Annotated in this window: 25 protein-coding genes; 14 read left to right on the top strand and 11 right to left on the bottom strand. The window is 57.9% G+C overall.

The window, feature by feature from the left end; genetic code table 11:
* Positions 1-43: 43 nt before the first annotated feature.
* Positions 44-850, bottom strand: coding sequence for an SDR family NAD(P)-dependent oxidoreductase (locus LC059_RS05535; protein ID WP_226702811.1), 807 nt, complete (start codon positions 848-850; stop codon positions 44-46).
* Positions 851-970: 120 nt separating this feature from the next.
* Between LC059_RS05535 and LC059_RS05530 the strand changes: the two genes are divergently transcribed.
* The 4 genes from LC059_RS05530 to LC059_RS05515 all read left to right on the top strand — a co-directional run bounded on the left by LC059_RS05530 (position 971) and on the right by LC059_RS05515 (position 4,799).
* Positions 971-1,603: a hypothetical protein gene (locus LC059_RS05530; RefSeq protein ID WP_226702810.1), complete on the top strand. Its 633-nt coding sequence runs from the start codon at positions 971-973 to the stop codon at positions 1,601-1,603.
* 135 nt (positions 1,604-1,738) lie between these two features.
* Entirely contained in the window at positions 1,739-3,205 is a 1,467-nt protein-coding gene (locus LC059_RS05525) for an FAD-dependent oxidoreductase (RefSeq protein WP_226702809.1), read from the top strand.
* A 102-nt stretch (positions 3,206-3,307) separates the two neighbouring features.
* Positions 3,308-4,279 carry a hypothetical protein gene (locus tag LC059_RS05520; RefSeq protein ID WP_226702808.1) on the top strand — a complete coding sequence of 324 codons (972 nt, stop codon included), beginning with the start codon at positions 3,308-3,310 and terminating at the stop codon, positions 4,277-4,279.
* Positions 4,269-4,799 (top strand): flavin reductase family protein, encoded by a 531-nt coding sequence (locus LC059_RS05515; protein ID WP_226702807.1) that lies wholly within the window; start codon positions 4,269-4,271, stop codon positions 4,797-4,799. The genes LC059_RS05520 and LC059_RS05515 overlap by 11 nt, the downstream gene beginning before the upstream one ends.
* 124 nt (positions 4,800-4,923) lie before the next feature.
* Here the strand turns inward: LC059_RS05515 and LC059_RS05510 are convergent, their stop codons facing one another.
* Complete coding sequence (locus LC059_RS05510) at positions 4,924-5,877, bottom strand: hydroxymethylglutaryl-CoA lyase (protein ID WP_226702806.1); 954 nt, start codon at positions 5,875-5,877, stop codon at positions 4,924-4,926.
* Positions 5,878-6,008: 131 nt separating this feature from the next.
* On the opposite strand from LC059_RS05510, the gene LC059_RS05505 reads away from it, so the two are divergent.
* From LC059_RS05505 to LC059_RS05490, 4 genes are all read left to right on the top strand, one after another.
* On the top strand, positions 6,009-7,220 hold the full coding sequence (locus LC059_RS05505; protein WP_226702805.1) for a CaiB/BaiF CoA transferase family protein: 1,212 nt from the start codon (positions 6,009-6,011) through the stop codon (positions 7,218-7,220).
* Positions 7,221-7,292: 72 nt separating this feature from the next.
* Entirely contained in the window at positions 7,293-7,982 is a 690-nt protein-coding gene (locus LC059_RS05500; RefSeq protein ID WP_226702804.1) for a Crp/Fnr family transcriptional regulator, read from the top strand.
* A 142-nt stretch (positions 7,983-8,124) separates the two neighbouring features.
* A complete protein-coding gene (locus LC059_RS05495) occupies positions 8,125-9,312 on the top strand; it encodes a class I SAM-dependent methyltransferase (RefSeq protein ID WP_226702803.1) in 1,188 nt (395 codons plus the stop codon).
* A gap of 37 nt (positions 9,313-9,349) precedes the next feature.
* Positions 9,350-9,745: a hypothetical protein gene (locus LC059_RS05490; protein WP_226702802.1), complete on the top strand. Its 396-nt coding sequence runs from the start codon at positions 9,350-9,352 to the stop codon at positions 9,743-9,745.
* A 7-nt stretch (positions 9,746-9,752) separates the two neighbouring features.
* On the opposite strand, the gene LC059_RS05485 is transcribed toward LC059_RS05490, so the two are convergent.
* From LC059_RS05485 to leuC, 7 genes are read right to left on the bottom strand one after another with little or no spacing between them, the layout of a single operon-like run.
* Positions 9,753-10,595, bottom strand: coding sequence for an enoyl-CoA hydratase/isomerase family protein (locus LC059_RS05485; RefSeq protein ID WP_226702801.1), 843 nt, complete (start codon positions 10,593-10,595; stop codon positions 9,753-9,755).
* Between the two features lie 27 nt (positions 10,596-10,622).
* Complete coding sequence (locus LC059_RS05480; RefSeq protein WP_226702800.1) at positions 10,623-11,999, bottom strand: amidase; 1,377 nt, start codon at positions 11,997-11,999, stop codon at positions 10,623-10,625.
* Between the two features lie 31 nt (positions 12,000-12,030).
* A complete protein-coding gene (locus LC059_RS05475; protein ID WP_226702799.1) occupies positions 12,031-13,431 on the bottom strand; it encodes a phenylacetate--CoA ligase family protein in 1,401 nt (466 codons plus the stop codon).
* 18 nt (positions 13,432-13,449) lie between these two features.
* Positions 13,450-14,844 carry an MmgE/PrpD family protein gene (locus LC059_RS05470; RefSeq protein ID WP_226702798.1) on the bottom strand — a complete coding sequence of 465 codons (1,395 nt, stop codon included), beginning with the start codon at positions 14,842-14,844 and terminating at the stop codon, positions 13,450-13,452.
* Positions 14,841-16,199 carry an MmgE/PrpD family protein gene (locus tag LC059_RS05465; protein WP_226702797.1) on the bottom strand — a complete coding sequence of 453 codons (1,359 nt, stop codon included), beginning with the start codon at positions 16,197-16,199 and terminating at the stop codon, positions 14,841-14,843. Before LC059_RS05465 ends, LC059_RS05470 begins: the two co-directional genes overlap by 4 nt.
* A complete protein-coding gene (leuD, locus tag LC059_RS05460; protein ID WP_226702796.1) occupies positions 16,196-16,846 on the bottom strand; it encodes a 3-isopropylmalate dehydratase small subunit in 651 nt (216 codons plus the stop codon). Before leuD ends, LC059_RS05465 begins: the two co-directional genes overlap by 4 nt.
* On the bottom strand, positions 16,843-18,279 hold the full coding sequence (gene leuC, locus LC059_RS05455; protein WP_226702795.1) for a 3-isopropylmalate dehydratase large subunit: 1,437 nt from the start codon (positions 18,277-18,279) through the stop codon (positions 16,843-16,845). Before leuC ends, leuD begins: the two co-directional genes overlap by 4 nt.
* A gap of 102 nt (positions 18,280-18,381) precedes the next feature.
* Between leuC and LC059_RS05450 the strand changes: the two genes are divergently transcribed.
* From LC059_RS05450 to LC059_RS05435, 4 genes are all read left to right on the top strand, one after another.
* Positions 18,382-19,266, top strand: a complete 885-nt coding sequence (locus LC059_RS05450; protein ID WP_226702794.1) for a VOC family protein — start codon at positions 18,382-18,384, stop codon at positions 19,264-19,266.
* 53 nt (positions 19,267-19,319) lie between these two features.
* Entirely contained in the window at positions 19,320-20,093 is a 774-nt protein-coding gene (locus tag LC059_RS05445; protein WP_226702793.1) for a hypothetical protein, read from the top strand.
* 102 nt (positions 20,094-20,195) lie between these two features.
* A complete protein-coding gene (locus LC059_RS05440; RefSeq protein ID WP_226702792.1) occupies positions 20,196-21,065 on the top strand; it encodes an NAD-dependent epimerase/dehydratase family protein in 870 nt (289 codons plus the stop codon).
* A gap of 51 nt (positions 21,066-21,116) precedes the next feature.
* Complete coding sequence (locus LC059_RS05435; protein ID WP_226702791.1) at positions 21,117-21,926, top strand: hypothetical protein; 810 nt, start codon at positions 21,117-21,119, stop codon at positions 21,924-21,926.
* Between the two features lie 37 nt (positions 21,927-21,963).
* Here LC059_RS05435 and LC059_RS05430 read toward each other — a convergent pair whose 3' ends face one another.
* The gene (locus LC059_RS05430; RefSeq protein ID WP_226702790.1) at positions 21,964-22,647 is read right to left on the bottom strand and encodes a hypothetical protein; all 684 of its coding nucleotides are present in this window, start codon (positions 22,645-22,647) and stop codon (positions 21,964-21,966) included.
* Positions 22,648-22,868: 221 nt separating this feature from the next.
* Between LC059_RS05430 and LC059_RS05425 the strand changes: the two genes are divergently transcribed.
* Complete coding sequence (locus tag LC059_RS05425; RefSeq protein ID WP_226702789.1) at positions 22,869-23,849, top strand: hypothetical protein; 981 nt, start codon at positions 22,869-22,871, stop codon at positions 23,847-23,849.
* Positions 23,850-23,874: 25 nt separating this feature from the next.
* Here LC059_RS05425 and LC059_RS05420 read toward each other — a convergent pair whose 3' ends face one another.
* Positions 23,875-24,753, bottom strand: coding sequence for an AraC family transcriptional regulator (locus LC059_RS05420; protein ID WP_226702788.1), 879 nt, complete (start codon positions 24,751-24,753; stop codon positions 23,875-23,877).
* A 128-nt stretch (positions 24,754-24,881) separates the two neighbouring features.
* Between LC059_RS05420 and LC059_RS05415 the strand changes: the two genes are divergently transcribed.
* On the top strand, positions 24,882-26,372 hold the full coding sequence (locus LC059_RS05415) for a CoA-acylating methylmalonate-semialdehyde dehydrogenase (protein WP_226702787.1): 1,491 nt from the start codon (positions 24,882-24,884) through the stop codon (positions 26,370-26,372).
* Positions 26,373-26,376: the final 4 nt, after the last annotated feature.

Genomic DNA, 26,376 nt, shown 5'->3' with positions numbered 1-26,376 from the left:
TTTCTCCCAAATGTGAAGTTATTGGACGTTGGAAAAATCAAAATCAGGCGAGATGGGAATCGTACTCGGCAAAAAGGTCACGCTTATTGAAGCCTGCCGTCAGGAAACGCCAGAAGGCTTTGCGCCCAGTGAGCCAGGCGACCCGACTGCCGGATTTTTTGGCATTCAACATGCCGCGCACCAGAAATGGCGTTACGGTTTCAACGGTATCGCCAAGAATGTTGAGAATCTTGCGTGTCTTCTGCCACTCTGGGGATGAAAAATCATAATCACCCACCAGCAGCTCGGTCACCACGATACCGGGACTCAAGGTATTGACCTGGACATCCGTCCCCTTCACCTCTTTTTGCAGCGAGGCAGTCAGGTAGTTGAGCGCTCGCTTGGTGGCCCCGTAGGCTGCCATACCGGCATTGGTTTGGCCCGTGCTGCCAAACCCCTCCATATTCCAGATCTGTCCGTGCCCCTGCTTCAACATCCCGGCCAGCGCGACCTTGCAGGCCAGCAGCAAACCCGTCAGATTTGTATCCACTATCTGACGCAAGTCTTGCGCGGACTGCTCCCACAAAGACTTACGTACAATGCTCATGCCGGCGTTATTGATCCAGATATCCACCTGGCCCACATTACTCGCGTAGGCCCAAAGCCTGGCAAGCGCCTCCTCCGAAGTGATATCGCAGGCAATCCCGGCCACCGCCTCTTCGCCGTATATACCCTGCAACTCGGTAACCACTTCTTCGACCTTACTCTGCGCCCGCGCGCTGATAACTACTCGACACCCACTCGCCAGAAAATTTTCTGCAAGCCCGCGCCCGATGCCGCGGGTACTGCCTGTTATCACCACCGTCTTCATGGAGTTGCTCCTGTTCTGGTTTTCCACGCTGTGTTGACGTGCCGATGACAGATCTGGCCGCCGCCAATATTTTGAGTTATTGTTATAACATTATTATGTTTAACGCAAGGCCCATGCGGTATGTCAGAGCGACTTTCCAGCGACGGTAACACCGCCGCGACCAGCTACCCCACCTTCCCTATTGGCTCTGTTGGCTACAACCTGATGATGATGCGCGGCACCTGGCACGATCAGGTGGAACTATTTCACCTGGACGGCCGGCCTTTGGAAGATGACACGGCTGCCGGTAGCGGCACTCCCGGCCCCAGCCCATTTGACAACCTCGTCTACCTGGATTTCGACGGACACCGTCTACAACTGACCAACGTGCACTTTCGCGGGCGCAAGCCAACCGCAAAAACCTTTACCGGGCAATTGCGCGACAACCTGCTGGTGTTCGACCCGCTAGGTCCGGGTGCTTACGAAAATATCGGTGTTTCCGGTGGTGTCGGCATCCTGACCTTCAATGCGCTCCAATTGAATCCCGCTTGCGAAGTGTATATGGAGCCCGATTTCATCATGCTGACCGCTCCCGGCCAGCGGGTGCGTCACACAGTTCTGTACCGGGATGGTATTGCCACGCGCACACTGACGGCCCGCGGAGTGCGTCTCTCCCCTACCTGCGACCGTCGCCACGAGCTGGACCCGCGAGGCAAATCCGGGCCAGTACACGAAGAACCCTTCCGCGCGTCCATTTGGAAGCACCTGACCTGAGCTACCGGCAATCGCCAGTGCCCGCCTGTGCGGGCATTTCCCCCTCCCCTTGATAATTATCATCCACCAAAACAAAGCGCCTTCTTATCCTGCAGGAATCTACCGCGCTACTGGTTACGCGGGAAAAAGAAAAAAATGATCGGGGAGCGCTTCATGCAGGAGTATCGGATCTGGGAGTGCCTGGTTTGCGGCTGGGTATACGATGAATTAAAGGGCGCACCAGAAGAAGGTATTCCCCCGGAAACTCGCTGGGAAGACGTCCCGAGCGACTGGCTATGCCCAGAGTGTGGTGTCGGCAAGAATGACTTCGAGATGATCGAGGTACGGGTCAACTCAGCCGTTTCTGCGAGCGCGCAACAAACTTCCGAGCCGGAAGCCCCAGCAGCCCCGGACGGAACAATCCATGCCAGCGGCAACTTCGCGCGTATTGATTACAGCCGAGCGCCGATTGTCATTATTGGCACCGGCCTCGCCGGTTACCAGCTGGCCAGGGAACTGCGCAAGCTTGATCCTCATACCCCGCTGGTGATGGTTTCTGCCGACGACGGTCACAGCTATTCAAAACCCCAGTTAAGTACGGCATTCCACAAAAAGCGGTCACCAGAACAGCTAATTAGCCATACAGCGCGCGAGATGGCAGAAATATTGAGTGCGCAAATTCTTACCTTCTCCCGGGTCACCGCCATCGATACCTCGGCCCGGACCCTGATGATAGAGGCGGGATTACAGAACCAGCACCTGCCCTACGGAAAACTGGTACTGGCGCTGGGATCGGAACCCATTGAGGCCCCGGTGGAGGGCAACGCAGCCGGTTGCGAATTCCGCATCAATGACCGGCAGGATTTCCAGCGTTTTTACACTGCCAGTAGCGGTGCAAAATCTGCGCTGGTGATCGGCGGCGGCCTGATTGGCTGTGAATACGCCAACGACCTGATCCAGTCCGGATTCCAGGTACACATCGTTGAACCGCAGACACAGCTACTCGGCAACCTGCTGCCATCTGACGCCGGCGGGCTGGTAGAGAACGCCCTGGGCAGAGCGGGTGTCCAACTCCACCTGGGCACCACTGTCGAATCCATCAACTATTGCAACGCAGGGGTAGAGGCCACTTTGAAAAATGGCAGCCGTATTCAGGTTGACCGGGTCATTAGCGCGATCGGCGTGCGCCCCCGAACCGAACTGGCACGGCGCAGCGGGATACCTTGCAGCCGAGGCATTCTTACTGACCGTTTACTGTCAACCGAAGTTACTGACGTTTACGCCCTTGGCGACTGCGCCGAAGTGGATGGTCACAACCTGTGCTACGTCGCCCCGCTAATGGCGGCTGCCCGTGCCCTGGCGCACACCCTGGCCGGCACTCCCACTCCCGTTTTTTATGACAATATGCCGGTACATATCAAAACCACCCTGTGCCCGGTGGTTGTGTCCCCACCACCCAGAGACATCGCTGGAGAGTGGCACTACACCCGTGCCGACGAGCAAGGCGTGGCCGCCCGCTTCTCCGGCACCGATGGACAACTGCTGGGCTTTGCACTGGCCGGCGACGCCTGCCAGCAGGTCGCCGAATTCAGTGAACAGGCGCCACCGATGATGCAGAATTGATTTTTGCCAAGGCGAACGCCAGCCCGTAGATTAGGATGGCAAGCAAATCCACCGAATTTAGCCAAGGCGCACACCGCCATCGCGCATAACTGGTAGAGCACTATGAGTAACGACAAGAAGCCCAGTAACTGGCAACAGGCCATTGAAGGTGAGTGGCACGGCCTGCCCTCACTATTTGAGGCCGATGGCACCCATGTAGGCTACAACAAGGTGAGCCGTGCCAGTGAGCACGAAAACGGGCGTACCACCTACTGGATGAATACGCGATTCGATGCCACGGGCCCCCTGAACGATCGCTTTGAAATAGGCTCCCCGTTCCGCTTCGGCGTGATCGATTCCGACCAGGATCGCATCTATACCGGCCCCGACTTTTTTGGCAGCGGCCGGCCCTATGGATTACTGGTGGACTCCAACTATTTTTCCCCCGGCTGGAACGTGAACCTCAGGACCATGAACCACGTGGTTCCTGATCTCGGCATCCAGGTTTACTCCTCCCAGCTGTTCGAAGCCGACACACTGGTGGGCGTATTTAATGGCTTGTATGTGGTCACGCACGATCACGACACCAACCCCAGCACCCAAAAGCGTGTCAGCGCATTCCTGGAAAGGGAAAAACTGGATGGCAAGCGCCCCTTCAATCTACCGGTAAAACATGCCGGCAAATTTACTGGTCGCTTCGAGGTATACAACGATAAGCAGGAACTGGTGGGTCACAATGACGTGGTCATTCACCACAATCCGCTGAACCTGCTCCACTCGGAGCAGACCATCGAGGTCAGCGGCGTAGTGAATGCCAGGTGGAAAGCGATGCGCACTCGCAACGGCAACCATCACCAGTACCACGGCCCCGACATGTACGGTAACGGCATGTCCTACGGCCGCTACCTGTACTCCGTGCGTCACGTATATGGCGAAGCGTTCAAACTGTGGTCGCGGGAAACGCAAGTGGATGAGGACTACACCTTCGTCTGCGCCTGGCAGTTTATGCAGTCTCAGAAAGAAAAATACACCACCTTTGGCGTGCTGCGCTGGGAACAAGGTGACCTGAAACTGGGAGCAAACCATGTCGACTGAAGCAGAACTGCTGGCCCCGGCCATGGACGAGATTTCGGAAAGGCAACACGCCCTGGAGCCACTGCACCTGCGCCAGGTGTTCGGTCAATTTGCCACGGGTGTGACCATTGTGACCACGGGTAGTGATACCGGCGAAGCCGTGGGTATGACGGTAAGCAGCTTCAACACCGTGTCACTTGAGCCGCCGCTGATCCTGTGGTGCATTGACAAAAAGACGGGCTGCTTCGATGCCTTCAACCAATGCGAACATTTCGCCATTCATGTGTTGAGCGATCAGCAAGACAATCTTTCCAGCCTGTTCGCCCGTCGCGGCGTAGACAAGTTTTCCGGGCTGAACTACCACATGAGCGACCAGGGCGTACCATTGCTGCACGAGTACTGTGCGCGTCTGCAATGCACCCTTACCGCCCGCTATGAAGGCGGCGACCATTTGATCATGGTGGGCCGGGTAGACCAGATGCACACCCAGGATCGCGCCCCGCTGATCTTCCACCGCGGCGGTTACGCCCGCATTGCCTGATTTTGATTCCCAACGTTGTACGTTCTTGCCGGCAGTCTAACTGCCGGTTTTTTATTGCCGGTTAGAAAAGTAACTCAGAAAACGTGAAACGGGAAGGCTTGCCCTCCCGCTCCAGCGAGGCCAATCACGCAACAACGAGGGACTCGCGCTCGGCGTATTGAAAGCCTTTGGGCAAGCCGGCATCAGGAAGGAAGCCAAACAGCGGCTCATCGGGCAAACTGGCAGCCAATACTTCCCGCGCCAGCATAAGACGCTCCATATCGATACCGGTGGAGTACCCCATCGCCTCCAGCAAAAACACCAGATCCTCGGTAACAATATTACCGCTTGCTCCGGGCGCAAACGGACAACCGCCTAACCCTCCCATCGATGCATCCACCGTGGTAATCCCCGCTTCCACGGCAGCCAGCACATTGGCCAGCCCCTGCCCGCGGGTGTTGTGCAAATGGATTCCATGCAGGGACTCGCGCCCCAGGTGCGACCAGACACGGTGGATCAATCTGCGCACCTGAACGGGGTTTCCGTAACCGGTGGTGTCGGAGAGACCGATCTCATCACACCCCGCCTCCAGCAAGCCCTCACCGAGGCGCAACACCGCGTCTTCGGCCACCGGTCCTTCCAGGGTGCATCCGAAGCAGGTAGAAAGGCTACCCTCCAGGCTCGGGCGCTGGTCCTTCGGCAACTGGTCCAGTAGCGCGCGGATTTCGCGCACCTCAGCCAGCACTTGCTGGTGCGTCCGGCGCAGATTCTTCAGGCTATGGGTTTCGCTCACCGACAGCGGAATCGTCAGCTTGTGCGCCCCGGCAGCAACCGCATCCTGAGCCCCCCGCAAGTTGGGCACCAGTACCGCAACCGTCAGCCCGGGCAGTGCCCTGGCGTAGCGCACAATCTCGGCGGTGTCCGCCAACTGTGGCAGTACCTTCGCCGGGACGAAGGATCCGACCTCAATCTCCCTTAAACCGGCGTGGGCCAGCGCCGCAATCCAGCGCTTTTTGTCTGCGGTCGCCATGATCGCGTCAATGCTCTGCAAACCATCGCGCGGCCCCACCTCACTAATCTCAATTTCCTTCCCGCTCACGCTCTCTGCACCCTATTCCCATGAAAATTAAACGGAGCCTGTACAGGCCCGCCATCTTGACCTATTGATATATTGTTATAACATATCATTGATTGGCGATATGAAACAACGCAGGACAGTGGAGAGCCCTTATGGCACATCAGCAGGAATTGCCGCTCGCCGGCATCAAGGTAGTCGAGTTCACCCACATGGTGATGGGACCGGCTGCGGGAGGAATCCTCGCTGACCTGGGGGCTGAGGTCACCAAGGTAGAGCCCTGTCAGGGCGATAACACCCGGCGATTGCAAGGCTCCGGGGCTGGCTACTTCGCCATGTACAACCGCAATAAGCGCAGCCTGGCGCTGGACCTCAAATCCCCCGAGGGCAAGGACATCGCCCTGCGCCTGGTGGATGAGGCGGATGTAGTCATCGAGAATTTTCGCCACGGCGCCATGGATCGGCTGGGCTTTGGCTACGCCGACCTCAGCGCACGCAATCCGCGCCTGGTCTACTGTTCGCTCAAGGGTTTCCTCGGCGGCCCCTACGAACACCGCACCGCGCTGGATGAAGTCACGCAAATGATGGGCGGCCTCGCCTATATGACCGGATTGCCGGATCGCCCGCTGCGGGCAGGAACGTCCGTGGTCGATATTACCGGGGGCATGTTCGGGGTAATTGCGATTCTCGCCGCGCTTCAGCAGCGCCAAACCAGCGGCCGCGGCCAGCAGGTAACCAGCTCACTGTTCGAAACCACCGCTTACCTAGTGGGTCAGCATATGGCGCAACAGGCGGTGACCGGAGAAGAGCCACCCCCCATGTCGGTGCGCCGCAGCGCTTGGTCCGTGTACGATATTTTCCTGAGCAAGGAGAACGAGCGCGTATTCGTGGGTGTGGTCAGCGACACGCTCTGGCGTGCCTTTTGCGACGAGTTTGACTTGGAAGACCTGGCAAAAGACCCTTCACTCAGCAATAACGCCGGGCGCGTCGCCGCACGCGACCGCCTGATTCCCCGAATCAACACCCTGTTTGCGAGCCTGTCGAAGGCCGAGATGATGGCACGCCTCGACCGCGCCGGGATTCCCTTTGCCCCCATTAACAAGCCAGCTGACCTGTTTGACGATCCGCAGCTGAATGCCTCCGGCGGCCTGGTGCCGGTTACCCTGGAAAATGGCACCCAAACGCGTCTGCCAGCGCTGCCGATCGAGTTCGGTGGCCAGCGCCTGGGGTTGCGACGTGACCTTCCCACCGCTGGTGAACACAGCGTGGAAGTAGCGCGCTCATTGGGACTGAGCGAGGAACAGATCGACGCGCTGGTCAAGCGCGGATTACTACTAGGCAGTCACCAGCCGGAGCCCGCAAACTGACCTTCGATGACGTAGACAGACACGATGGTTGGGTTTAGGCTGCGGGAATAAGAATTATCAGGAAGGGTCCCGGTGAATAATCCCGCATTGAAACCCCCAGAAACGTTTTTCCATTCCAAGCTGTTCCGCGGCCTCGGCAACGAGGAGCTCGCGGACCTTACCGCCATTTGCCAGCGCCGGCGTATCTCCGCCGGCGATCAACTGATCAAACAACACAGCACTGCACAAAATGTGTACGTTGTAGTCTCCGGCACTCTGATGATCGAGCGCCTGTCACGCTCCGGCCGCCGGCAGGTGATCGCGTTCGCCTATTCCGGGGACTATATCGGTTTTACCAATACCGAAGACTACGAGTACAGCGTGGTCGCACTGCGCGAGACCGAGCTGCAGTGCTTTGTTCGCCGGGAGTTTCTTTCGCTGGTGGATCAATCCTCCACCCTCAAGGCCAATGCACGCCAGATCGGCGGCAATGTATTGGCGCAGACCCTGGACCAGTTGTTTGCACTTGGACAGAAAAAAGCACACGAGCGCCTCTGCTTTCTGCTCGCCCAAATCGGTCGACGCCAGTGCGGCACACAAAATGCCGATATCGAGTTGATCATGAGCCGCCAGGACATCGCCGACTATCTCGGCCTGACGATCGAAACCGTCAGCCGCGCCTTCGCCCGTCTAAAATCCATGCAGTTGATTGAAATCGTCAGCGCCCACCGCATTCGTATTCTCGACCGCAGTGTGCTGGAAGAACTCGCCAGCGTTCACTAACATTTTCGACTGTTTCCTCGTGCGATCAGGCACTGCTTATGGCGTGCCTGATGAGCAACCCATCCAAGTTGACAATTGTCATGGGCAATGTGTCGCACCTCGATAGACTACGGGAAAATCCTCGCAAATTGCGGAGTTCCCCATGGCCAACGCAGCTCGGCAGGCACCGCCCGCCTGGAATGCAGTCGGGCGCCACGATGTGTTTCCGAAAGCAAGCCACGACGAAATAGCGCGGTTTAATTTTCTGACCAACCTGAATATCCACCTGGCGTCGCAGGTGCTCCCAGGTGTGCGCAAGGCATACGATAAACGCGTTGACGAAGGCGCTTCGCCGTCCAACCGTCGCGAAGTAGGCGAACTGCTAAAGCGCGAGTCCGTTTATCAATTCTGGAGTTCGCTGCGCCGCAACACCATGGAAATGCGACAGCAGAACAGTCGTGCGATGGTGTTCCGCCAACTGCCTGAATTGGTCGACAAGGCCAAAAAACTGAATGAAGACAGCACCTCACTGCAATTAAATGCCGCAGTAGAAACGCCTCGCTACATGAGCGCCGTGGACATTCACTGCATGCCTGGGGGCTATCACACCGAATATTGCAAAGATGACATCGCCGCGGGTGCCAACTACGACAGTGGCATCTTTGTCACCACCGCCGGAATGCTGGGGCGCTATAGCGATGGTGGCGGTCAGGCGCTGGTAGAGTGGCTAAAGCAACAGGCGGAAAACGGTTTTTGCCCACGGCGTATTCTCGATATTGGCTGTACCGTCGGGCACAACATCGTGCCGCTTGCCCAGGCCTTCCCGGATACGGAAATCCTCGCGATTGACGTGTCGGCGCCGGTGCTGCGTTACGCTAATGCCCGTGCCAGTTCACTGGGCATAAGCAATATTACTTTCCGCCAGGAAAACGCCGAGTCCATCAACGCCGAGGACGGCAGTTTCGATCTGATCATCACCTGCATGTTTCTCCACGAAACGTCCAGCCGCGCGCTACCGCGCATTCTGGGCGAAACCCACCGCTTGCTGGCGGATGGCGGCAAGGTGGTACACATTGAGCAACCGCAGTTCACCCCGGACATGCCGCCCTATGAGCAGTTTATGCGCGACTGGGACACCCGCAACAACAACGAGCCTTTCTGGGGCACGCTGCACGACCTGGACCTGTTCGAGGCAATCGAGCACGCCGGGTTCGCACGAGAAAGAATTTCAACGCTGGGGCTATTTGCCGTAGTGGATGAAGAGCTGTTCCCCAGCGCCGCCAAGGCCGCGAGCGACAGCGAAGACTTCGGTCGTAAGCCCGCCTGGCACGCGTACATCGCAAGTAAATAATCGAATATGCTTTTAATCAGATATCGGGAGTAAGGTCATGACGCTGGATCCGATCACCATGGCGGGCAACAAGGCTCGCGGCAAGCGCCCGATGTATTTCAAAGATTCGGATACGGATCGCCTGATGGCGATCCTGATGGCCGTGGCCGGGGAGCTGGCGGTCGCACGGGAACGAATCGATACCCTGGAGCGCCTGCTGGATGCGCGCGGCCTGCTGGAGCGTGAGGCGATCGATCGCTACGAACCGGATTCCGAAGCGTCACAAGAGCGAGGGCTGTGGCACCAGGAGTTCATCGCCAGAATTCTGCGCGTAGTACAGCAGGAGATTGAACAATTCGATGAAGACAGCCAGGCCCGGCGCCAGGCTCACAAAGAAAACGTGAGCGCTACTACCGAGTTGGAAGATCTTATCGAAGAACTGGCCAATACCTGAAAGCAACCTACTCCTGCGGCCAGCGGAAACTTGCCTTGCGCCGCGCCAGAAATGCGGCTGCACCCTCGGCAAAGTCCTGCCCCGCAAATGCATCGTCAAATGCGCGTAATAGCGCATTCAGCTCCTCACCATCTTCCTTTTCCCCCGACGAAACATCCGCGAGGTATCCCAGCGTAGCCTTGGTCCAGCGCTGGGAGTACTGGGAATTTTCCACCATCGCCTGGCCAAGCTCCCTCGCCTTCTCCTCAAGTGCACTGCTTTCCACCATGTGCTGTATCAGGCCAATTTGCAGGGCACGGGCGGCATCCACAGGTCGCCCGGTGAGTAACATCTCGCGCGCGTTGCCATCCCCAACTGCCCGTACCAGCCGCTGGGTGTCCGCGATGCTGTAGAGAATACCGAGCTTTGCCGGGGTTATTGCAAACTGTGCTGAGGTGTCGGCAATACGGATATCGCACGCCAACGCCAGACCGCAGCCACCGCCGTAACAGGTGCCACGAATCACTGCCAGAGTCGGCCGGGACAATCGTTGCAATTTCAGCTGTACATGCTGAATCAACACATTCTGTTGGCGCATAACCTCCGGGTCGCGCATCGCCTGAGAAAGCTCCCCGATATGCGCCCCGGCACAAAAAGCGCGGGAACCGGCACCAGTGAGCAAAACAGCGCGAATACCATCATCCGCCTCGATTCGATCAAGCTGGGCCGCAAGTTGCCCCCACATTTCCACCGTCATTGCATTGCGCTGGCCAGGATTTACCAGGCTAATGTGAGCGAGTGCACCATCGACACTCAAATCCACGTGCGGTGCAACGACGGTTTTGTCTTGCGAGGCGACTTCAATTGTCATAGTGCACTCCCCTGCTCCGAGAATTCTTTATGCCGTGACGGCGAGTTCGTGTACCGCCAGCCACTCCTGCAGCGCCACCGAGATACCCAGTATTGCCGTCTCTGAGCCGGTACCGCCAACAATTTGCAGCCCGAACGGCAACCCGTCCTCAGACGTCCCAAGCGGGATACTCACTGCCGGCAGACCTGCCATATTCACCACGCTGGTGAGATTGGCCTGGTTAACGGGCGCTGCCTCCGCAAACGGAAATGCCGTCTGCGGCGCAGTAGGTGTGAGCAGGAAATCGACGCCGCGCATTTGCTGTTGTAGCCAATCGCCAGCCGTCATTACTGTGTCCGCTGCCTGTACCAATTCCGGCGCACTACGTTGCGCGCCCCACTGCAGTAGCCCATGCAATTGTTCGGAAAATAGTTGCGGCTGCTGTTTCAGTTCCGCGGCGAATGTCACATTCGCTTCCGCCTCGCACAGCAAAAGACCGGCACGGCGGATTGCAGAAAAATCAACGGTAGAAAAATTTAACGGCAAGTGCTGGGCCCCCGGTAGACGCTCCGTCAGTTCCCTGAAGACCTTGCTGATATCCGCATCCACACCGACCCGCTCACAATCTTCCATCACCGCCCAGCGCACGCGGTTAAGATCGGATTTGCGCGAAGGCCTTACCGCCGGTGACGAAGACCCGTTCAGCAGTGGCCATAATGTCGAGAGATCCCGTGCCGACTTCGCCAGCGGGCCGACAGTATCCAGTTGCCGACACAGGCGCGTCACTCCCGCCATGGTGAGACTATCTCGCCCCGGCTTAAGCCCGGCGATACCGCAATAGCTGGCCGGTATACGTACCGAGCCCATGGTATCGGTGCCGAGGGCGAATGCGCAGAGCCCGGCGGCCACCGCCGCGCCAGACCCACCACTGGATCCACCCGGGGTATAGCCAGCACGCAGAGGATTCTCACAGCGCCCCCAGTGGGGGTTTTCATTGGTAGCACCGAGGGCAATTTCATGCATATTCAGCTTACCAAGCACGATAATTCCCGCCGCACGAAGGCGGGCAACTGCCGGCGCATCCTGCCTAGCCACCGGCGCTGCGCCCCGGTAACCCAGGCCATTGGCCGTCGGCATGCCGGCGACATCAATATTGTCCTTGACGGCGCAGGTAAGTCCGTCAAACGCGGATAAGGGCTTTCCCATTCGCCGCCGAACATCGGCCTCGCGCGCCGCATTCATGGCGCCCTCACGGTCTATATGCACGAACGCATTGATATCCTGCTGACTGCGCGCGATCGCCGCCAGTGTGCGCGCGGTCAGCGCCTGACTGCTGAGCTCCCCGCGCTGCAGGCACGCCGCCAGTGCGGTGGCATCCTTCGCGAGCATTTCGTCACTGATAACGCAGTGTTTTTTCTGGGCCATAAGCTTCTTCCAGGGTAGAAGTCGCACGGTTCTAACCAAATCGACGGTCGAGTAAGCGCAGCGGTTTCTGCCGGCGATCAATCTCGGTCCACTGGGCAGTAGCGCCTGCCGGTACAGGCTCCACTCCCACCTCCAGCCCCAGCTTCCGCTTCAGCATATCAGAGCATTGTTCAGCAATCGCCGGGTGCGTGCCTACCGGATCAGTTACCTCCAGCATCACTGTAAGCGTTTCCCGACCCGAATCATCGCGTTCAGCAATACAGATATATTCCCCCGTAAAGCCCGGGAGCTCAGCCAGCATGCCGCCGATACCGTGCGGATAGACATTGATTCCGCGCAGCTTGACCATGTTGTCCGAGCGACCGAGAAAACCCTTGATGCGCCGGAACGGCAGCTGGTAAGGATTTTCACCCGGGATTTCCTCGGTGATATCACAGGTGTTAAAGCGGATCACAGGATAGATGTCGTCCTTGTACAGACAGGTCACCACCATGTTGCCGGTATCCCCAGGAGCGACACACTGGCCACTATCCACATCCAGTAATTCCAGATAGTGCGCATCCTCCCAGACATACAGGCCGTTCTGGTCTGGCCCCTCCGCGGCAATGCAACCGGTATCAGCAACGCCGTACCAGTCGTACAGCTTTGTACCCCCCCAGGCCTCACTCAATGCCGCGCGGGTCTCCTGCCCGAGGTGGCCGATAATCATATCGATGCGAATATCTTCACCGGGTTTCAGTCCCTGTTCTTCGGCAACACTCGCCAGCTTTTTGATGTAATCCGCAAAACCAACAATGACATTGACACCGAAGTCGTGCATCAATTGCACCTGCTGTGCAGAGCGTGTCTCGAGGCCAGTGCCGGCAGAAAGAAACAGCGCATTGGTATAGCGGGTAACCGCCTCGCGAATGTAGTGGCCGCCGTTAATCATGCCGTGGCCGTAAGTGGACTGTACCGTAGCGCCGGGTTTGAGCCCCATGAAACGATAGGCCCGAGCCACCAGCATGGCCTGTATCTCGCGCCCGCGCGGGCCAAAAATAATCGGCTGCGGCCTGCCCGTAGTACCGCTGGTTGTATGGAATACAACCGGAGGCCGCTGCTCTGGCGCCAATCCTTCAAGCCCACTGAAATCCCCGATCGGCGGAAACTGTTCGACACTTTGCATAATGTCGGACTTGGAGAAGACCGGCAGCTTTTCAATGTCATCGAGACTCCGGATATCCCCCGGCTCAATGCCGGCGTCGCCCCACAGCCGCTGATAGAATGGGATCTCCCAGCCACGCGCCATCAACTTGAGAAAGCGCTTGTTCTGCAGCTGGCGCAGTTCCTCGCGCGACATTCCCGCATAGCGCGCCAGAAAAGCATCGCCGAGCGGGTAATCCATAAGCGCCTGGTGAACATCAAAGCTCTCAAAATAGCTTGGGTACGGCATAAGGGACTTTCACTCTCTTCAGTGGGTTACGACAAGGGGCTGTCGCTCAGGCATCAACAGCTGGGTAAATCGGGTAATGCACGGCAGCTGATCCAGCCTGGCTACCATTGCGATGATTTCGTTCGCCCGCTCCACCCCCACGGAACTGCGGGCTGAGGCCAGGCAATCAACAAACTTATCCTGTTGTCGCTTGCGGCTTAGCGGGTTGCCGGGATGGCCAAGTATGCTCGTCAAGGTTCGTTGAAACTCACTGCCACTTTTCAGGCGAACGGTTACCGTCTGCGGCGCGAGCGCATTTGGGTCGTCACTGGCAGATGGCACCATATGAATGCGCGCAGCCAGCGCCAGCCGCTCCGGATCCTTCAGAGCAGCGCGATCAAACGCACCCACTCCGACATTACCCGTCATCAGCAACGTTGCCGCCACATACCCGATACAAAGTCTCGCGTAATTCACACTCATACCCGGTTGCACCGGGCGATCTACCAAACGGCGCACGAGTGGTGGCGCTTCGATACATACAGAATCAATGTCCTGCGCGGTAAATTCGTGCTCCGCCAATAACTGCATCAATGCGTCCAGGGTACCGTGTGCCGCGCGTCCGGTAGGAAACGGCTTATGGCTGACACGGCTAATCTGCCACTCCCGCCCCAGCAGCGCGAAGGCCGCCTCTGCGTGACCGTCGGACTCCATAATCGAGAAGTAGCCGTAATCACCGCTGAGAAACTGATCGGGCCCCTCGAGACCAAAGTCGGCCATGTCCACGGCGGTAATCGCATTGCGCGCATTAAAGGCAACTTGCATGGGCAGTACTGCCACGCCCTCGGTATGTGCCTGCATGGTGCCGCCGGTTTGGCTATAGGCGATAGACATTGCCTGCTGGATCTTTTGCTGGTCATAGCCGCGCAGTCGCGCCAGTCCTGCCGCCGCACCGATACAGCCGGCGGTACCAGGGCGGAAAAAACGCATGGGTCGGTCGGCACTCATGCCCAGCACCGTGGCCACATCCACCGCCAGCGCCAGTGACAACAAAAGCGCGCGCCCATCTACCCTTAGCACTTCCGCCTCTGCCAGCAGTGCGGACAGGATGACCGCCATGGGATGCACGACCGCCTGCTCGTGGACACAGTCGAATTCCTGGCAATGGATCTGATAGGCATTCACCATCGCGGCATGCATTGCGGGCAGCCGCACACTCGAGCCCCAGACAATCGCCGACCGGTCCCGGTCAGCGCTGCCCCACCCTGTTGCGGTATCGAGCAAATGGGCCGCATTGTCTATTCGGGATCCGCTGATACCCACTCCGATCGAGTCCAGGACAAATGTTTTGCAAGCCTCTACAGCCGCCGCATCCAGCTGCGCAAACTGTGTTTCGGAAACATGCTGAACCAGTCGCTGTTCATAGCTGCTCACTTCGCCCCCCGGATACCACGCAGGGCGGTAAACAGGCTGCCAAGATCATCCTGGCGACTCAGATTGAGCGTTACTTCCAGAATATCTTCCGTCGATTCAGCGCCGACACCGGCTGCGGAAAACAGCGTGCGCGCCTTGCCGATAATATCGTCGCTGGCGAGTGGCCATTCGGGATCACCCCAGGCATCGTGCGACACCATTTCCAAATCACTGCCATCCTGCAGGGTAACCCGCACCGTCGCGCCGAAATGCGCCGGGTAAGCGCGCTGGTGTTCCTCGTTTACATGCAGTTTCACTTTATCGCGCAGCGCGACCACATCGGGCCGCTCAAGGAACGCCTGATCAAAATGCTCAATTTCAGGCTTGCCAAAAAGTATCGCTACGGCAGCGCAGTGCTGGAGGCTAAACCGCGCCTGCGCCGACGATTCAGGATGCGGGCGGTTACAGAAGAGCAATGCATCGCCGAAGGTGCTGATATCCACGGCGCTGATTTCCTGGGCCGGCAGGTCCCCCAAGGCGCGCACCGCATCAATCGCGGGATGCGTGTGCCGGCACGCGGGCCAGGGCTTGAAGCTGCACTGAAACAACAACCATCCGTCTGTAGCCTGGTCGATGACTGCCAACGGCATAGCCTGGGAAGACGTTGCGGCAAAGAAACCCTGGGTACCTTCAAGCAGGCTTGCCGGGCCCCGCAATTGTTGCGATGCGAGCAATGCAGCCTGCACACCGGCATGCGCGGCACTGGCATTGTGCAGATGCTTGGTCTCCACGGCCTCGTGTCGCATTTGCCAAAAACCGCCAGTACGGCTGCCGGCATTGGCCAGGGCCCATACGGTTTCTTCGCGAGCGAGCCCCAGTAAGCGCGCCGCTGCAGCAGCGGCCCCGAAACTGCCGCACGTTGAAGTACTGTGATACAGCGCGTAGTGATCGCGCCCCAAGGCGCGGCCGATACGAATCATGACCTCGTAGCCCACAACGATGGATTCGAGCAATGCGCGAGGCCCGGCCTGCACCAGCTCAGCCACGGCCAAAGCGGCCGGGATAATGACCGGCCCGGGATGCAGGGTGGATGTGCGATGCAGATCATCCATCTCAGACACACTGCCGAGTGCGCCGTGATATTGCAGCGCATCCTGCCAACAGCTGTCGCCGCCGCTGAGGTTCCAGCTGTTTCCGGATGTACCCCACTGCGCAAGATAATTCTGCAGCTTTCCCGCCAGTTCACTGCGCGCGCCGTAGACACTGCAACCAAGCCAGTCGAGCAAGTGCAGTTGCGCCCGTGTCAGTGTCTGTTCATCGATTTCACGGTCCAGCAGGGAAACCAACTGTTCCAAAAGTGTCACCGGCTGCTTCACGGCAAAGCTCCTTCCACACGGTCTTCAAAAGGGGCAAATGCCCAGGCGTGTTTGTTGCGACGCACACGCTCATATTTATCAATCAGTTCATTCTGCTGCAACGTCAGGGCTATCGGGTCGAGACCGTTCAACAGCATGTAGCGGGCGCCCTCCTCCAGAACAAAACTGCATTCCAGGTCAGCGCAGCGCACCAGGCTCTTTTGCAAATCAATTTCTACAAGGTTGCTCTGCGGATCCCGCTGCACACGCAGTGCCAGCGCGTTTATATCGTCCTCGCCCAGGCAAACCGGCAGTACGCCGTTGCGAATGCAGTTGGTATGGAAAATTGCCCCGAAGCCGCTGGCAATCACCGCGCGGATACCAAACTCGGCGAGTGCCCATACCGCGTGCTCGCGAGATGAGCCGCAGCCAAAATTGTCACCCGCCAGAACAATCGAAGCCCCCTGATATTCCGGGCGATTGAGTACAAATGACGGATTTCGTTCGCGGCCACCGGGCAATGTATAGCGCCAGCCCGCGAACAATCCCTCACCCAATCCGCTTTTGGATACACGCTTCATTTCCCGCGAGGGAATGATCGCATCGGTATCGATGTTCCTTCGCAGCAACGGCGCCGCAATACCCGTGTGGGTAATAAATGGATTCATGCGATCAATGACTCACGTTCTGCCAGCATTTCTGCGGAGCTGATTGAACCCGCAACTGCGGAGGCAGCAACGGTTGCCGGGCTGGCCAGGTGTGTGCGCGTGTTTGGCCCCTGGCGCCCCTCGAAATTTCGATTGGTTGTCGATATCACGCGCTTGAATTCACCGAATGTTTCACCCCCGGCGTAAAAGCACATGGAGCAACCGGAATCCCGCCACTCGAACCCGGCATCCATAAAGACGCGGTCGAGCCCTTCACGCTCCGCCGCCCTCTTAACGCGTCGGGAGCCCGGCACCACAACACCCCGAACACCGGGCGCTATATATCGACCCTTCACCACCAGCGCGGCGGCACGCAAGTCACTGAGACGGCTATTGGTGCAGGAACCGATGAACGCGGCATCAATGGAAATGTCGGAAACAGGCTTTCCAGGTTGTAAACCCTGGTATTCCAAGGCCCGCTGCGCTGACTCGCGGCGGTGACTTTCCGCAAAGGATTCAGGAGAAGGAACATGGCCGCGAATATCCGCCACCTGTTCGGGACTGGTGCCCCAGGTCACGGCGGGCCCGACGTTTCCGGCATCAATAAACAGCTCGCGATCGAAGGTGGCGGTTCCATCACTGCGCAGGCCACGCCAGTATGCAATCGCATCGCGCCAGTGCTCACCCTTGGGGGCGAAGTCGCGACCGGACAAATAGGCTTCAACTTTTTCATCCGGGGCGATCACTGCGGTAAACGCAGAGAACTCCACCGCCATATTGCAGAGGGTGAAGCGCGCTTCCACGTCCAGATCCCGCACGGCAGATCCGGCAAACTCTACGGCATACCCGGCGCCGCCATCGGTACCGAATTGCGCTATGATGTGCAGCACCAAGTCCTTGGCAGTCACCCCTTCGCGCAAGGCACCATCGATCACAATCCGCATATTTTTCGGCTTGCGCACACGCAGAGTTCCCGTCGCCAGTGCGTGCTCCGCTTCGCTCGACCCAATCCCCCACGCCAGCGCGCCAATCGCACCCTGGGTGCAGGTGTGGCTGTCAGGGCATACCAGAGTAAGGCCAGGCAGCACCAGGCCCTGCTCGGGCGAAATGACATGCACAATACCCTGATCCGGGTCGTCGACATCGAAGAGTCGAATATCGGCCGCCCGGGTCTCCTTGCGCGTAGCCACAATAAAGTCAGTGCCAGATGGCATCAGCGTTTGGTCGCCACGGCCGGGAAAGGTATCGACGATATGATCCATAGTACAGAACACCTTGCGCGCGTCACGCACGGCATAGCCAGCGGTGTGCAAGCTCTGCAGAGCAATGGAGCCGGTGCGCTCATGCAAGAACACCCGATCCACGTACAAGAGCGCCTCTCCATTATCGAGCTCACACACGGTGTGTTCCGACCACAGCTTGTCAAACAGCGTTGTCGCCCCCGTTATCGCCATATTCCCTGCCCTCCTGTACCCTCGGGTCAGATAAGATCTTTTCTCTCGGTATTTGATATATTATTATAACATTAGGACTTTGAGAACAGTGAATTCACCGCAATGACCAAAACCACTTCCGCCCCCAAACTTGGCCCCTGCAGCATTGCCACGCTTGCGAGCCAAGACGCCGCATGCCTGGTGGACGACTACTGCAGCCACCTGCATTGCCGCGTGCTCGTCAGCGACGTGCTGAGTGATTCCATGGCGGAGCAATGGGGATGCACTGAATTGACCGGTGCCACCTACTGGCTGCTCGGCAACACCAATGGGCGCCCATGGTTACGCATTGTCGAAGACCCGGCTGCAACGCCGGTTACGCCCTTGTGCCGCGCCGGCTGGATGGCCATGGAAGTGTTAGTTGCTGACGTGGATGGACTAGCCGCCGCACTGGAAACATCGCCATTCGAGGTGCTGCGCCCGGTTGCCAATCTGGAGTTGAGCGAGAAAATCCGCGCAGTACAGGTTCAGGGACCAACCGGAGAGCTGCTTTACCTCACGCAAGTTGCCGGCGAGGTGCCCCCATTCCAGCTGCCACAAGCCAGCTGCGCCGTGGACCACCTGTTCATCCCGGTGCTCGCCAGCAGCAACCGAGTCGCATCACTTGCACAATACGAGTCACTAGCCGAACACAGCGGCCTGACCTTCGACACACGGGTAACGGTTATCAATCAGCTGCGCGGCTTGCCGATGGAGCAACAGCACCCGCTTGCCACTCTGCAGCTGGCAGACAGGACCCTGATCGAAATCGACCAGCTCGAGGGCCTCGCCGGTGCCCCCGGGCAACCTCATACACTGGGCGGCGGTATCGCCATGGTGACCTTCTACATCGACCGCATTCCTGAACAGCTCAAAACACACAGGCACCCGGCGGCCCCCTATCACGGACGCCGCAGCTGTACCCTGTACGGGCACGATGGCGAGCGGATCGAACTAATAGAAGGCTGATCAGATTCCCGCAAACCCAAATAACCCACCGAAGAAAATAACAAGAGAAGCACATGCCCTACCGCAGCATCCGAGGACATATCCGCTACAGCAGCCGCAAACCCGACCGCCTTGGCCAAGAGCGAGGCCGCGAATTCTTCAATATCAGCCAGCAGGCGGATGGCACCGATGTGCTGCAGGCGCACTGTGAAATCGACGACGCCCCCAGTGTCACCCGCGACATTGTGCAGGCACTGCGCCACAGTGATTCCGCACCGCTGGACTGCTCGGTGCGCCTGACAGTGGGTGACAAATTCGAGGGCACCGGCTGGTTCCGCTTCACCGACAAATTCGCCGAGTGCGAAACCTTCAACCAACGCGACGGACGCATCAGCCAGCAGATTGAACTGGCCGCGCCGGTGCAGTGGATGCAGTGCCACCCGATAGCCGGCGACGGCTTGCTGATGCGGCTTTACGACCTGTCCAAAGGACCAGGCAAACAACACTTCCCCCACATGATGCTGTCATCGCCGGATCACCGCGGGGCCACCGGCCCACTGCTATTCAAGATGGGCTTTTCACTGGTCTATGTGGGGGAAACCGAAATCACGGTAGAGGCCGGCACATTCCGCGCGCGGCACTTCCAGGTTACCGATACCGCCGCCGACCTGCCGGAAGAGCACCCACCGTATAACGTCTGGTGTACCGCAGATGACGATTACCTGCTGCTGCGGGCCGAGGTGGAGGGTTATATGCAGACCCGCTACGAGCTGGCGGAAGTGCAGTACTTCGAATCCCGCGACGGTGTCACCAAAGATCAGCGCCAAGCCGAGGTAACCGCAATCTGATCACCAGCCCCCAGGGTCGGAATTGATAATCGTCAATGCGGCCCACCCCGCCTCACCTAGTATCGATGGGATATTCAATAGACCCTTCGGCGGGAGAAAATAATGAGAATACTGATACTGGGTATGGGGCACGTGGGTAAGGCCCTCAGCAGCCGGTTGCGCGAGCAGGGACACCACCTCATCGGCACCACTACCACGCCGGAAAAAACCGAATCCCTGAAGCCCTTTGCCGATGAAGTCGTTGTACTGAAAGGGCACGAATCCGACAAAGTCGCTGCAGCAGCCGCCGATGTGGAGCTGATCGTGGTCACCGTCGCTCCCAACGTGAAGAACACGCGCACACTGGAAGAACGCCACCAGCATTATCAGCAGACTCTGGTAGAAACCTGTGCGAGCGCCGCCGCTTGCTGCGACAAACTGATATTCCTGTCTTCGTTTTCAGTCTACGGCGACGGCGGTGAAGGCAATGCGCCTATCACCGAGGAAACACCCACCAGTAACCACGAAGAGCCCTCCTCGCTTTACTACCAGCAGGCAGAACAGAAAATCCTGTCCCGCACTGGTGGTTGCGTATTACGCTTCCCCGACATGTACGGCGCGCCCGGCGACCTGAGTTTTCCGGAACGTATAAAGCTGGCGCATTCCTATTTCGGTGGCAAAGCCCTGTTCGGCGCGGATGCCCTACTCTACGCGATCCACTTTGAAGATGTGGTCAGCGCAGTCGCCCACGCCGTGGAGCACGATCTCAGCGGCATTTTTAATGTGTGCGACAATGAGCGCATACCAGCCACCAACGCACGGGTGTTCGATGCCATATGTGACGCCGAAGGCCTCACGCGGCTGGAGTTCATGAATCAGATCAAGGCACCCAACCGCCGAATCTCAGCTGCGAAAATCTACCGTACCGGCTATCGCGTCGCCCACGGCGACCCCAATGCCGCCTACCTGAAAAAGGAAAGAGCGCCTGCGTAAGACGCCCATGCGCAAAAGCAATCAAAAACCGAATAATCAGTGAGGCTAGCCATGCATTCCGATACCAAGACAATCGACCAGTTTCTATCTGAAAATCCCAACGTAGATGTCAGTAAAGCGTGGGAGCGCTGCTGGGGGATTCTTACCGATGTAAAACAAACCATCGCCAGCCGCTTTACCGGGCTGGAGTTGGAACCTTCCTGCCATGATCGTGAGTACTACACCTCGCCCAATGGTGAGTTCGAAGGCTCCTTCCAGGCCTGGAGTGGCGGCGACTGCGAGTGGCTGGTCAACTCCTGGCTGGGCAACCGCAAGGCCAGCATCCTCGACATGAACGCCACCGCGTACCTCGGGCAGAAGACCGACGTGCCGCACTTTGTGATGGTGTTTGGCACCATCCCCAAACTGTTTTTCTATTTCGACTTTATGCCACGCCGCAACCTGCTGGTGGACAGTGCCTACCTCGATAAATACTACGCGCCGATCAATGACGAATACCTGGCACTGCGTGGCCACAGTAATTTCCAGTGGTCCGTCAGCCATGGCCCCTACATGCGCGCGCTGATCAATCCGTCGACCCAGAGCCTGATGGGCGACCTGAACGATGACAACATCGATATTCTTGAGAACTACGCCCGCAGCATGCTCAGCCACTGGCTGAAATGGTACGACAACGCTGAACCGCTGGCGGAAAGCGAACGTGCCACCCTGCGCCGAGACGACCACCAGCTGCGCCGCCTATGCTACGAGCGCGATCCGATGAACAAGCTGGCGACCAAGGTATTTGGTGAGGAAGGGGTGCAGCAGATGCTGACTCTGCGGATGGGCGCGGAGCAAATGCGCCGCGCCGTAGAGGTATGACCACGTAACTCGTTTAAAGCGAGGCGATCACCTCGCGTTAATCCTGCAGCGGTGGGGCCTCGGCCTCACCCTGTATCAGCTTGGCCAGATATTCGGGCGCAATCATGGTGCAATAATGGGTGCCCATAAAGCTGCGGGGTACAGGCATAAAACGGCGGTACTCGACGTGTAGCGCCTTACTGCGCAATTTCAGGGTATCGCCATCGCGATAGGCCACCTGGTAGACCTCCGGGCGCAGCCACAGTGGCCCCACCAGCACGTTATTTTCGTCCGCCAACTCAATATTGTCCCGGTCAAGTAAAGCCTCCCCACCCTGCTCTTTGAGTGCGCTGTAGACATCATCCAGCATGACCGCCTGCCACTTCTGGCATTCGCTGTCCTCGTCCGCAATAGCGACATTGCGCATTCCAGTGTTGGCGGTACGAATGCGCTCGGCCGTCTTCATCTTGCATGCCACCGTCACCGGATAATCCGCTCGCTCGCCATTCGCCAGCGAATAGCCTGCGTACTGATGCGTAGTAAGCGGCTGCGCCTGCGGCTTGGACTTCTTGAAGGTAGTCCAGTAGCTATCCTCCTGATACACGACATTGTCTACGGGCATATCGGTACCGGCGATAAACTGCTGCACCCGTGCGCAGAAGGCATCATCGGTGGCGAGGGGATAATCGGCCGCTCTGGCGGCCTGTATCCATACAGTCGCAAGCACGATCTGAGTAAACACTAATATACGAATTGAAATCACTCTCTTCCAAGCCACTCTCGTTGTAGTCACTCTATTCACCTCACTGGTCGGGAAAATCAAACGGGTTATCAAGCGATACGGGAAACATGAAACACCGGATCATGGATACCCCAACTGTACTCCTCGCGAATTGACAATTGTCAATCCAGCATGGCGAGCAGCTCGCTAACCTCGGACCTGGAACTCAAAGGCATTATTCCATGTACATGACCCGCTGTATTTTCGATGCATTCAAGGTAGACACCCTGTCACCCCCCTACGATACCGGTATTGCGAGAGTCTACTACCCCGCACGATATAGTGGCTCACTCCAGGAGCAGAGCACAGGTACCATCCCTTTTGATGACCGTGTACCGCCCTGCCCCGTAGTAATCCTGTTCCAGGGTATCAACACCGACCCTTCCAGCTACCGCTGGCTGGCTGAGCTACTCGCGCCGGCTGGCATCGTCACCGTCACCTACCAACTGGTGGCGCAAGAGATACCGGGCGCCGTAGCGGCAACCCCGGGAATCGATCTACAGGCCCTAACGCCGGATCAGTTTGGCAAGCACCCTTCCGCTATCGCGGTACCCGCCATTTTATCGATGCTGGCACGCCTGAACGGCAACGGCGTACTCGCCGGCAATCTCGACCTGGATCGCATTGCATTCGGAGGCCACAGTGCCGGCGGCACCATGGCCCTGCTCAACGCTGACCAGGGCTGGTTCCCCGCGATTCGCGCGGTATTTGCCTATGGTGCACACACCGCAGGCTCAACCGCCCTGGGCTGGCCTGACGAGACCATACTGCCGGTCAATCCGGAAATCCCGGTGCTTCTGATTGGAGGCCTGCAAGATGGCTGCGTCGCCCAGAGTGCCCACCGCTACGGTGTATATACAGCAAGCGCAACGGCCCTTGTTGAACAAACCTTCGACCATGCCGTTGCGGAAAATAATGGAAGAAACACCTTGCTCCTCGTGGACAACGCCAATCACTTCTCGATCTGCAGCCCTGAGGATCGCACCTGCGGACGAGGCTATATCGATGAAACAGTCTCTTCAACAGAAGGACATAAGGTTATCGGCCAGGCCATTGGCAGCTTTCTAACTCGTGTACTTTGCGTACCGGAAGAACTCCAACACACTTTTCCTGAGCTCGACACTCTCCACCAAACACCGGTCGACACCCTGAGACACAAGTGAATTCAACGGGAATATATCCCGCGACTCAGCGGTGAGAGGAGCTGCGGTAATTGGACGGTGAAAGCCCCGTCACTCGTTTGAACACGCGTGAAAAATAAAGTGGGTCATCGTAGCCCAGGTGAAAGGAAATCTGCCCCACACTTAAATCCGTGCTATCGAGCAAAAAGCATGCGTGCTCGACCTTCAGGTGGGCAAAGTGCTGTAGCGGTGCGTAGCCTGTCAGCTCCTTATATTTGTGCGCGAAATGAAACTTTGACAAGTTGCACACGGCAGCCAGCTCTTCGAGGCTCAACACCTGGTCAAGGTTATCTCGCATGTAACTGCGCACAGCTTCGTAGTCGAAGCTTTTATGCCGTTGCGCATGTTTCTTCCGCAGCCGAGCTAACAAGGTCAGGATTTGCCGAAGCTGGTTCGCGGAGTGCACGAATGCCGCTTTACCGTACCCGGTTCTGGCGATACTCATCAGGGATTTAAAGCTGGACTTGAGCGCGGGATCAGCCACCCCCTTCAACACCGGCATATGATGCGTCAAACCGGTGTGCGCCAGGAACGCGTCGGCGAGCCCCCCACGGAAGTGACACCAGAAAATCGTCCATGGGTTCGAGTGATCCGCTCGATACTGATGGGCGAGTCCCCGGGGCAATATCAAAACATCGCCACGCTCTATGGTGCAGGAAAAGTCCCCCGCCTCAAGTTCCCCCACCCCATCCTCACAGTACAGCAACAGGTAATCGTCGTGATTGGCCCGCCGCATTTGATGACCACTGGCCTTTGGGTAGTACCCCACAGCGGTGGGATAGCACTCGCGCGTCAGTACATTCTCGCTCAGGTGATCAAGGATAAATTTGGGGGCAAGAAAACGCAGACCCTTTTCTGGCAATGGCCAGTTGGATGGCTCGCTCATAGCGAACCATTGTAAGCCGATAATTCATACTGCAGCAATATCATCCATGCTTCTCGCAATTTATCCAATGTTTACCCCGTGCGTGTCGAGTACAGAATAAGCAACAGGCCGTTAACGGAGTAGGAATCATGACAAAACAAGTCCCAATGCTGATCAATGGCGAGTTCATGGAGAGCCGCAGCGCGCAAAAACAGGAAGTGCTTAATCCAGCAACCCAGGCCGTTCTGGCACAGGTACCCTTCGCAACCCCGGAGGAAGTCAACCGTGCGGTTGCGGGCGCACAAGCGGCGTTTGAGCAGTGGAAGGACACACCGGTTCCTGCGCGTGCACGACTGATGTTGCGCTATCAGCATTTGTTGAAGGAACACCAGCGTGATATCGCTGAAATACTGGCTGAAGACAACGGCAAAAATTTTGAGGACGCCATGGGGGATGTATGGCGCGGTATTGAAGTCGTTGAACACGCCTGCAATATACCCAGCCTGATGATGGGCGAGACCGTGGAGAACGTGGCCAGCGGGGTCGATACAGTAAGTGTGGTGCAACCGCTGGGTGTTACGCTGGGCATCACGCCCTTTAACTTTCCGGCAATGATTCCTCTTTGGATGTTCCCCATCGCTGTGGCCTGTGGCAACGCGATGATCCTCAAGCCGTCAGAGCAGGCCCCACTGGCAACGGTACGCCTGCTCGAACTGTTCCAGCAGGCGGGCGCGCCGAACGGTATCGTCCAGATGGTACACGGTGGCAGGGACCAGGTGGCGCAGCTGATCAACCACCCTGATATTGTCTCCTCTTCCTTCGTGGGCTCGGTGCCTGTAGCCGAGCATGTGTACCGCACCACCACCAACCTCCTTAAACGCTCACAATGCTTCGCCGGTGCCAAGAATCATATGGTTGTCATGCCTGACGCGGATAAAGAGACCGTGATGAACACGCTGGTGGGCGCCACCGTGGGTGCCGCCGGACAACGCTGCATGGCAATCAGTGTCATCGTGTTCGTTGGTGAAACCATCGAGTGGGCCGGCGAACTTGCCAAGCGCCTGAAACACATTCGCCCCGGCGTCTGGAATGACCCGAAAGCGGCCTATGGCCCCCTCGTGAGTCGTGCGGCAACCGAGCGGGTAAAAAGCCTGATTCAAAGCGGCATCGACCAGGGCGCGACCTGTGTCGTTGACGGGCGCAACATCACCGTTGACGGCTACCCGGACGGCAACTGGGTGGGCCCGACCCTGTTTACCGATGTCACCACAGAGATGGATATCTACCGGGAAGAAATTTTCGGCCCGGTGGTTTGCTGTATCAATGCAGAAAACCTGGACACTGCACTGAAGATCGTCAACGAAAGTCCATACGGTAATGGCACTTCCATATTCACAACCTCTGGCGTGAACGCGCGTAAATACCAACACGAAGTACAGGTGGGCCAGGTTGGTGTAAACATTCCGATCCCGGTTCCCCTGCCGTTCTTTTCCTTCACCGGTTGGAAGAAATCGTTCATGGGTGACCTACACGCCTATGGCAAGCAGGCCGCGCGATTCTATACAGAAACCAAGACGATCACGTCGTCATGGAAAGAGACACGGGTGTCTGCACCGAATATGAGCATCGCGCTGAAATAGCGAA

Origin of the sequence: Microbulbifer elongatus, assembly GCF_020524885.1 — a bacterium.
Classification (GTDB): domain Bacteria; phylum Pseudomonadota; class Gammaproteobacteria; order Pseudomonadales; family Cellvibrionaceae; genus Microbulbifer; species Microbulbifer elongatus_A.
Note: the sequence above shows the minus strand (reverse complement) of the source record. Positions and strands in the feature narration are given on the sequence as shown.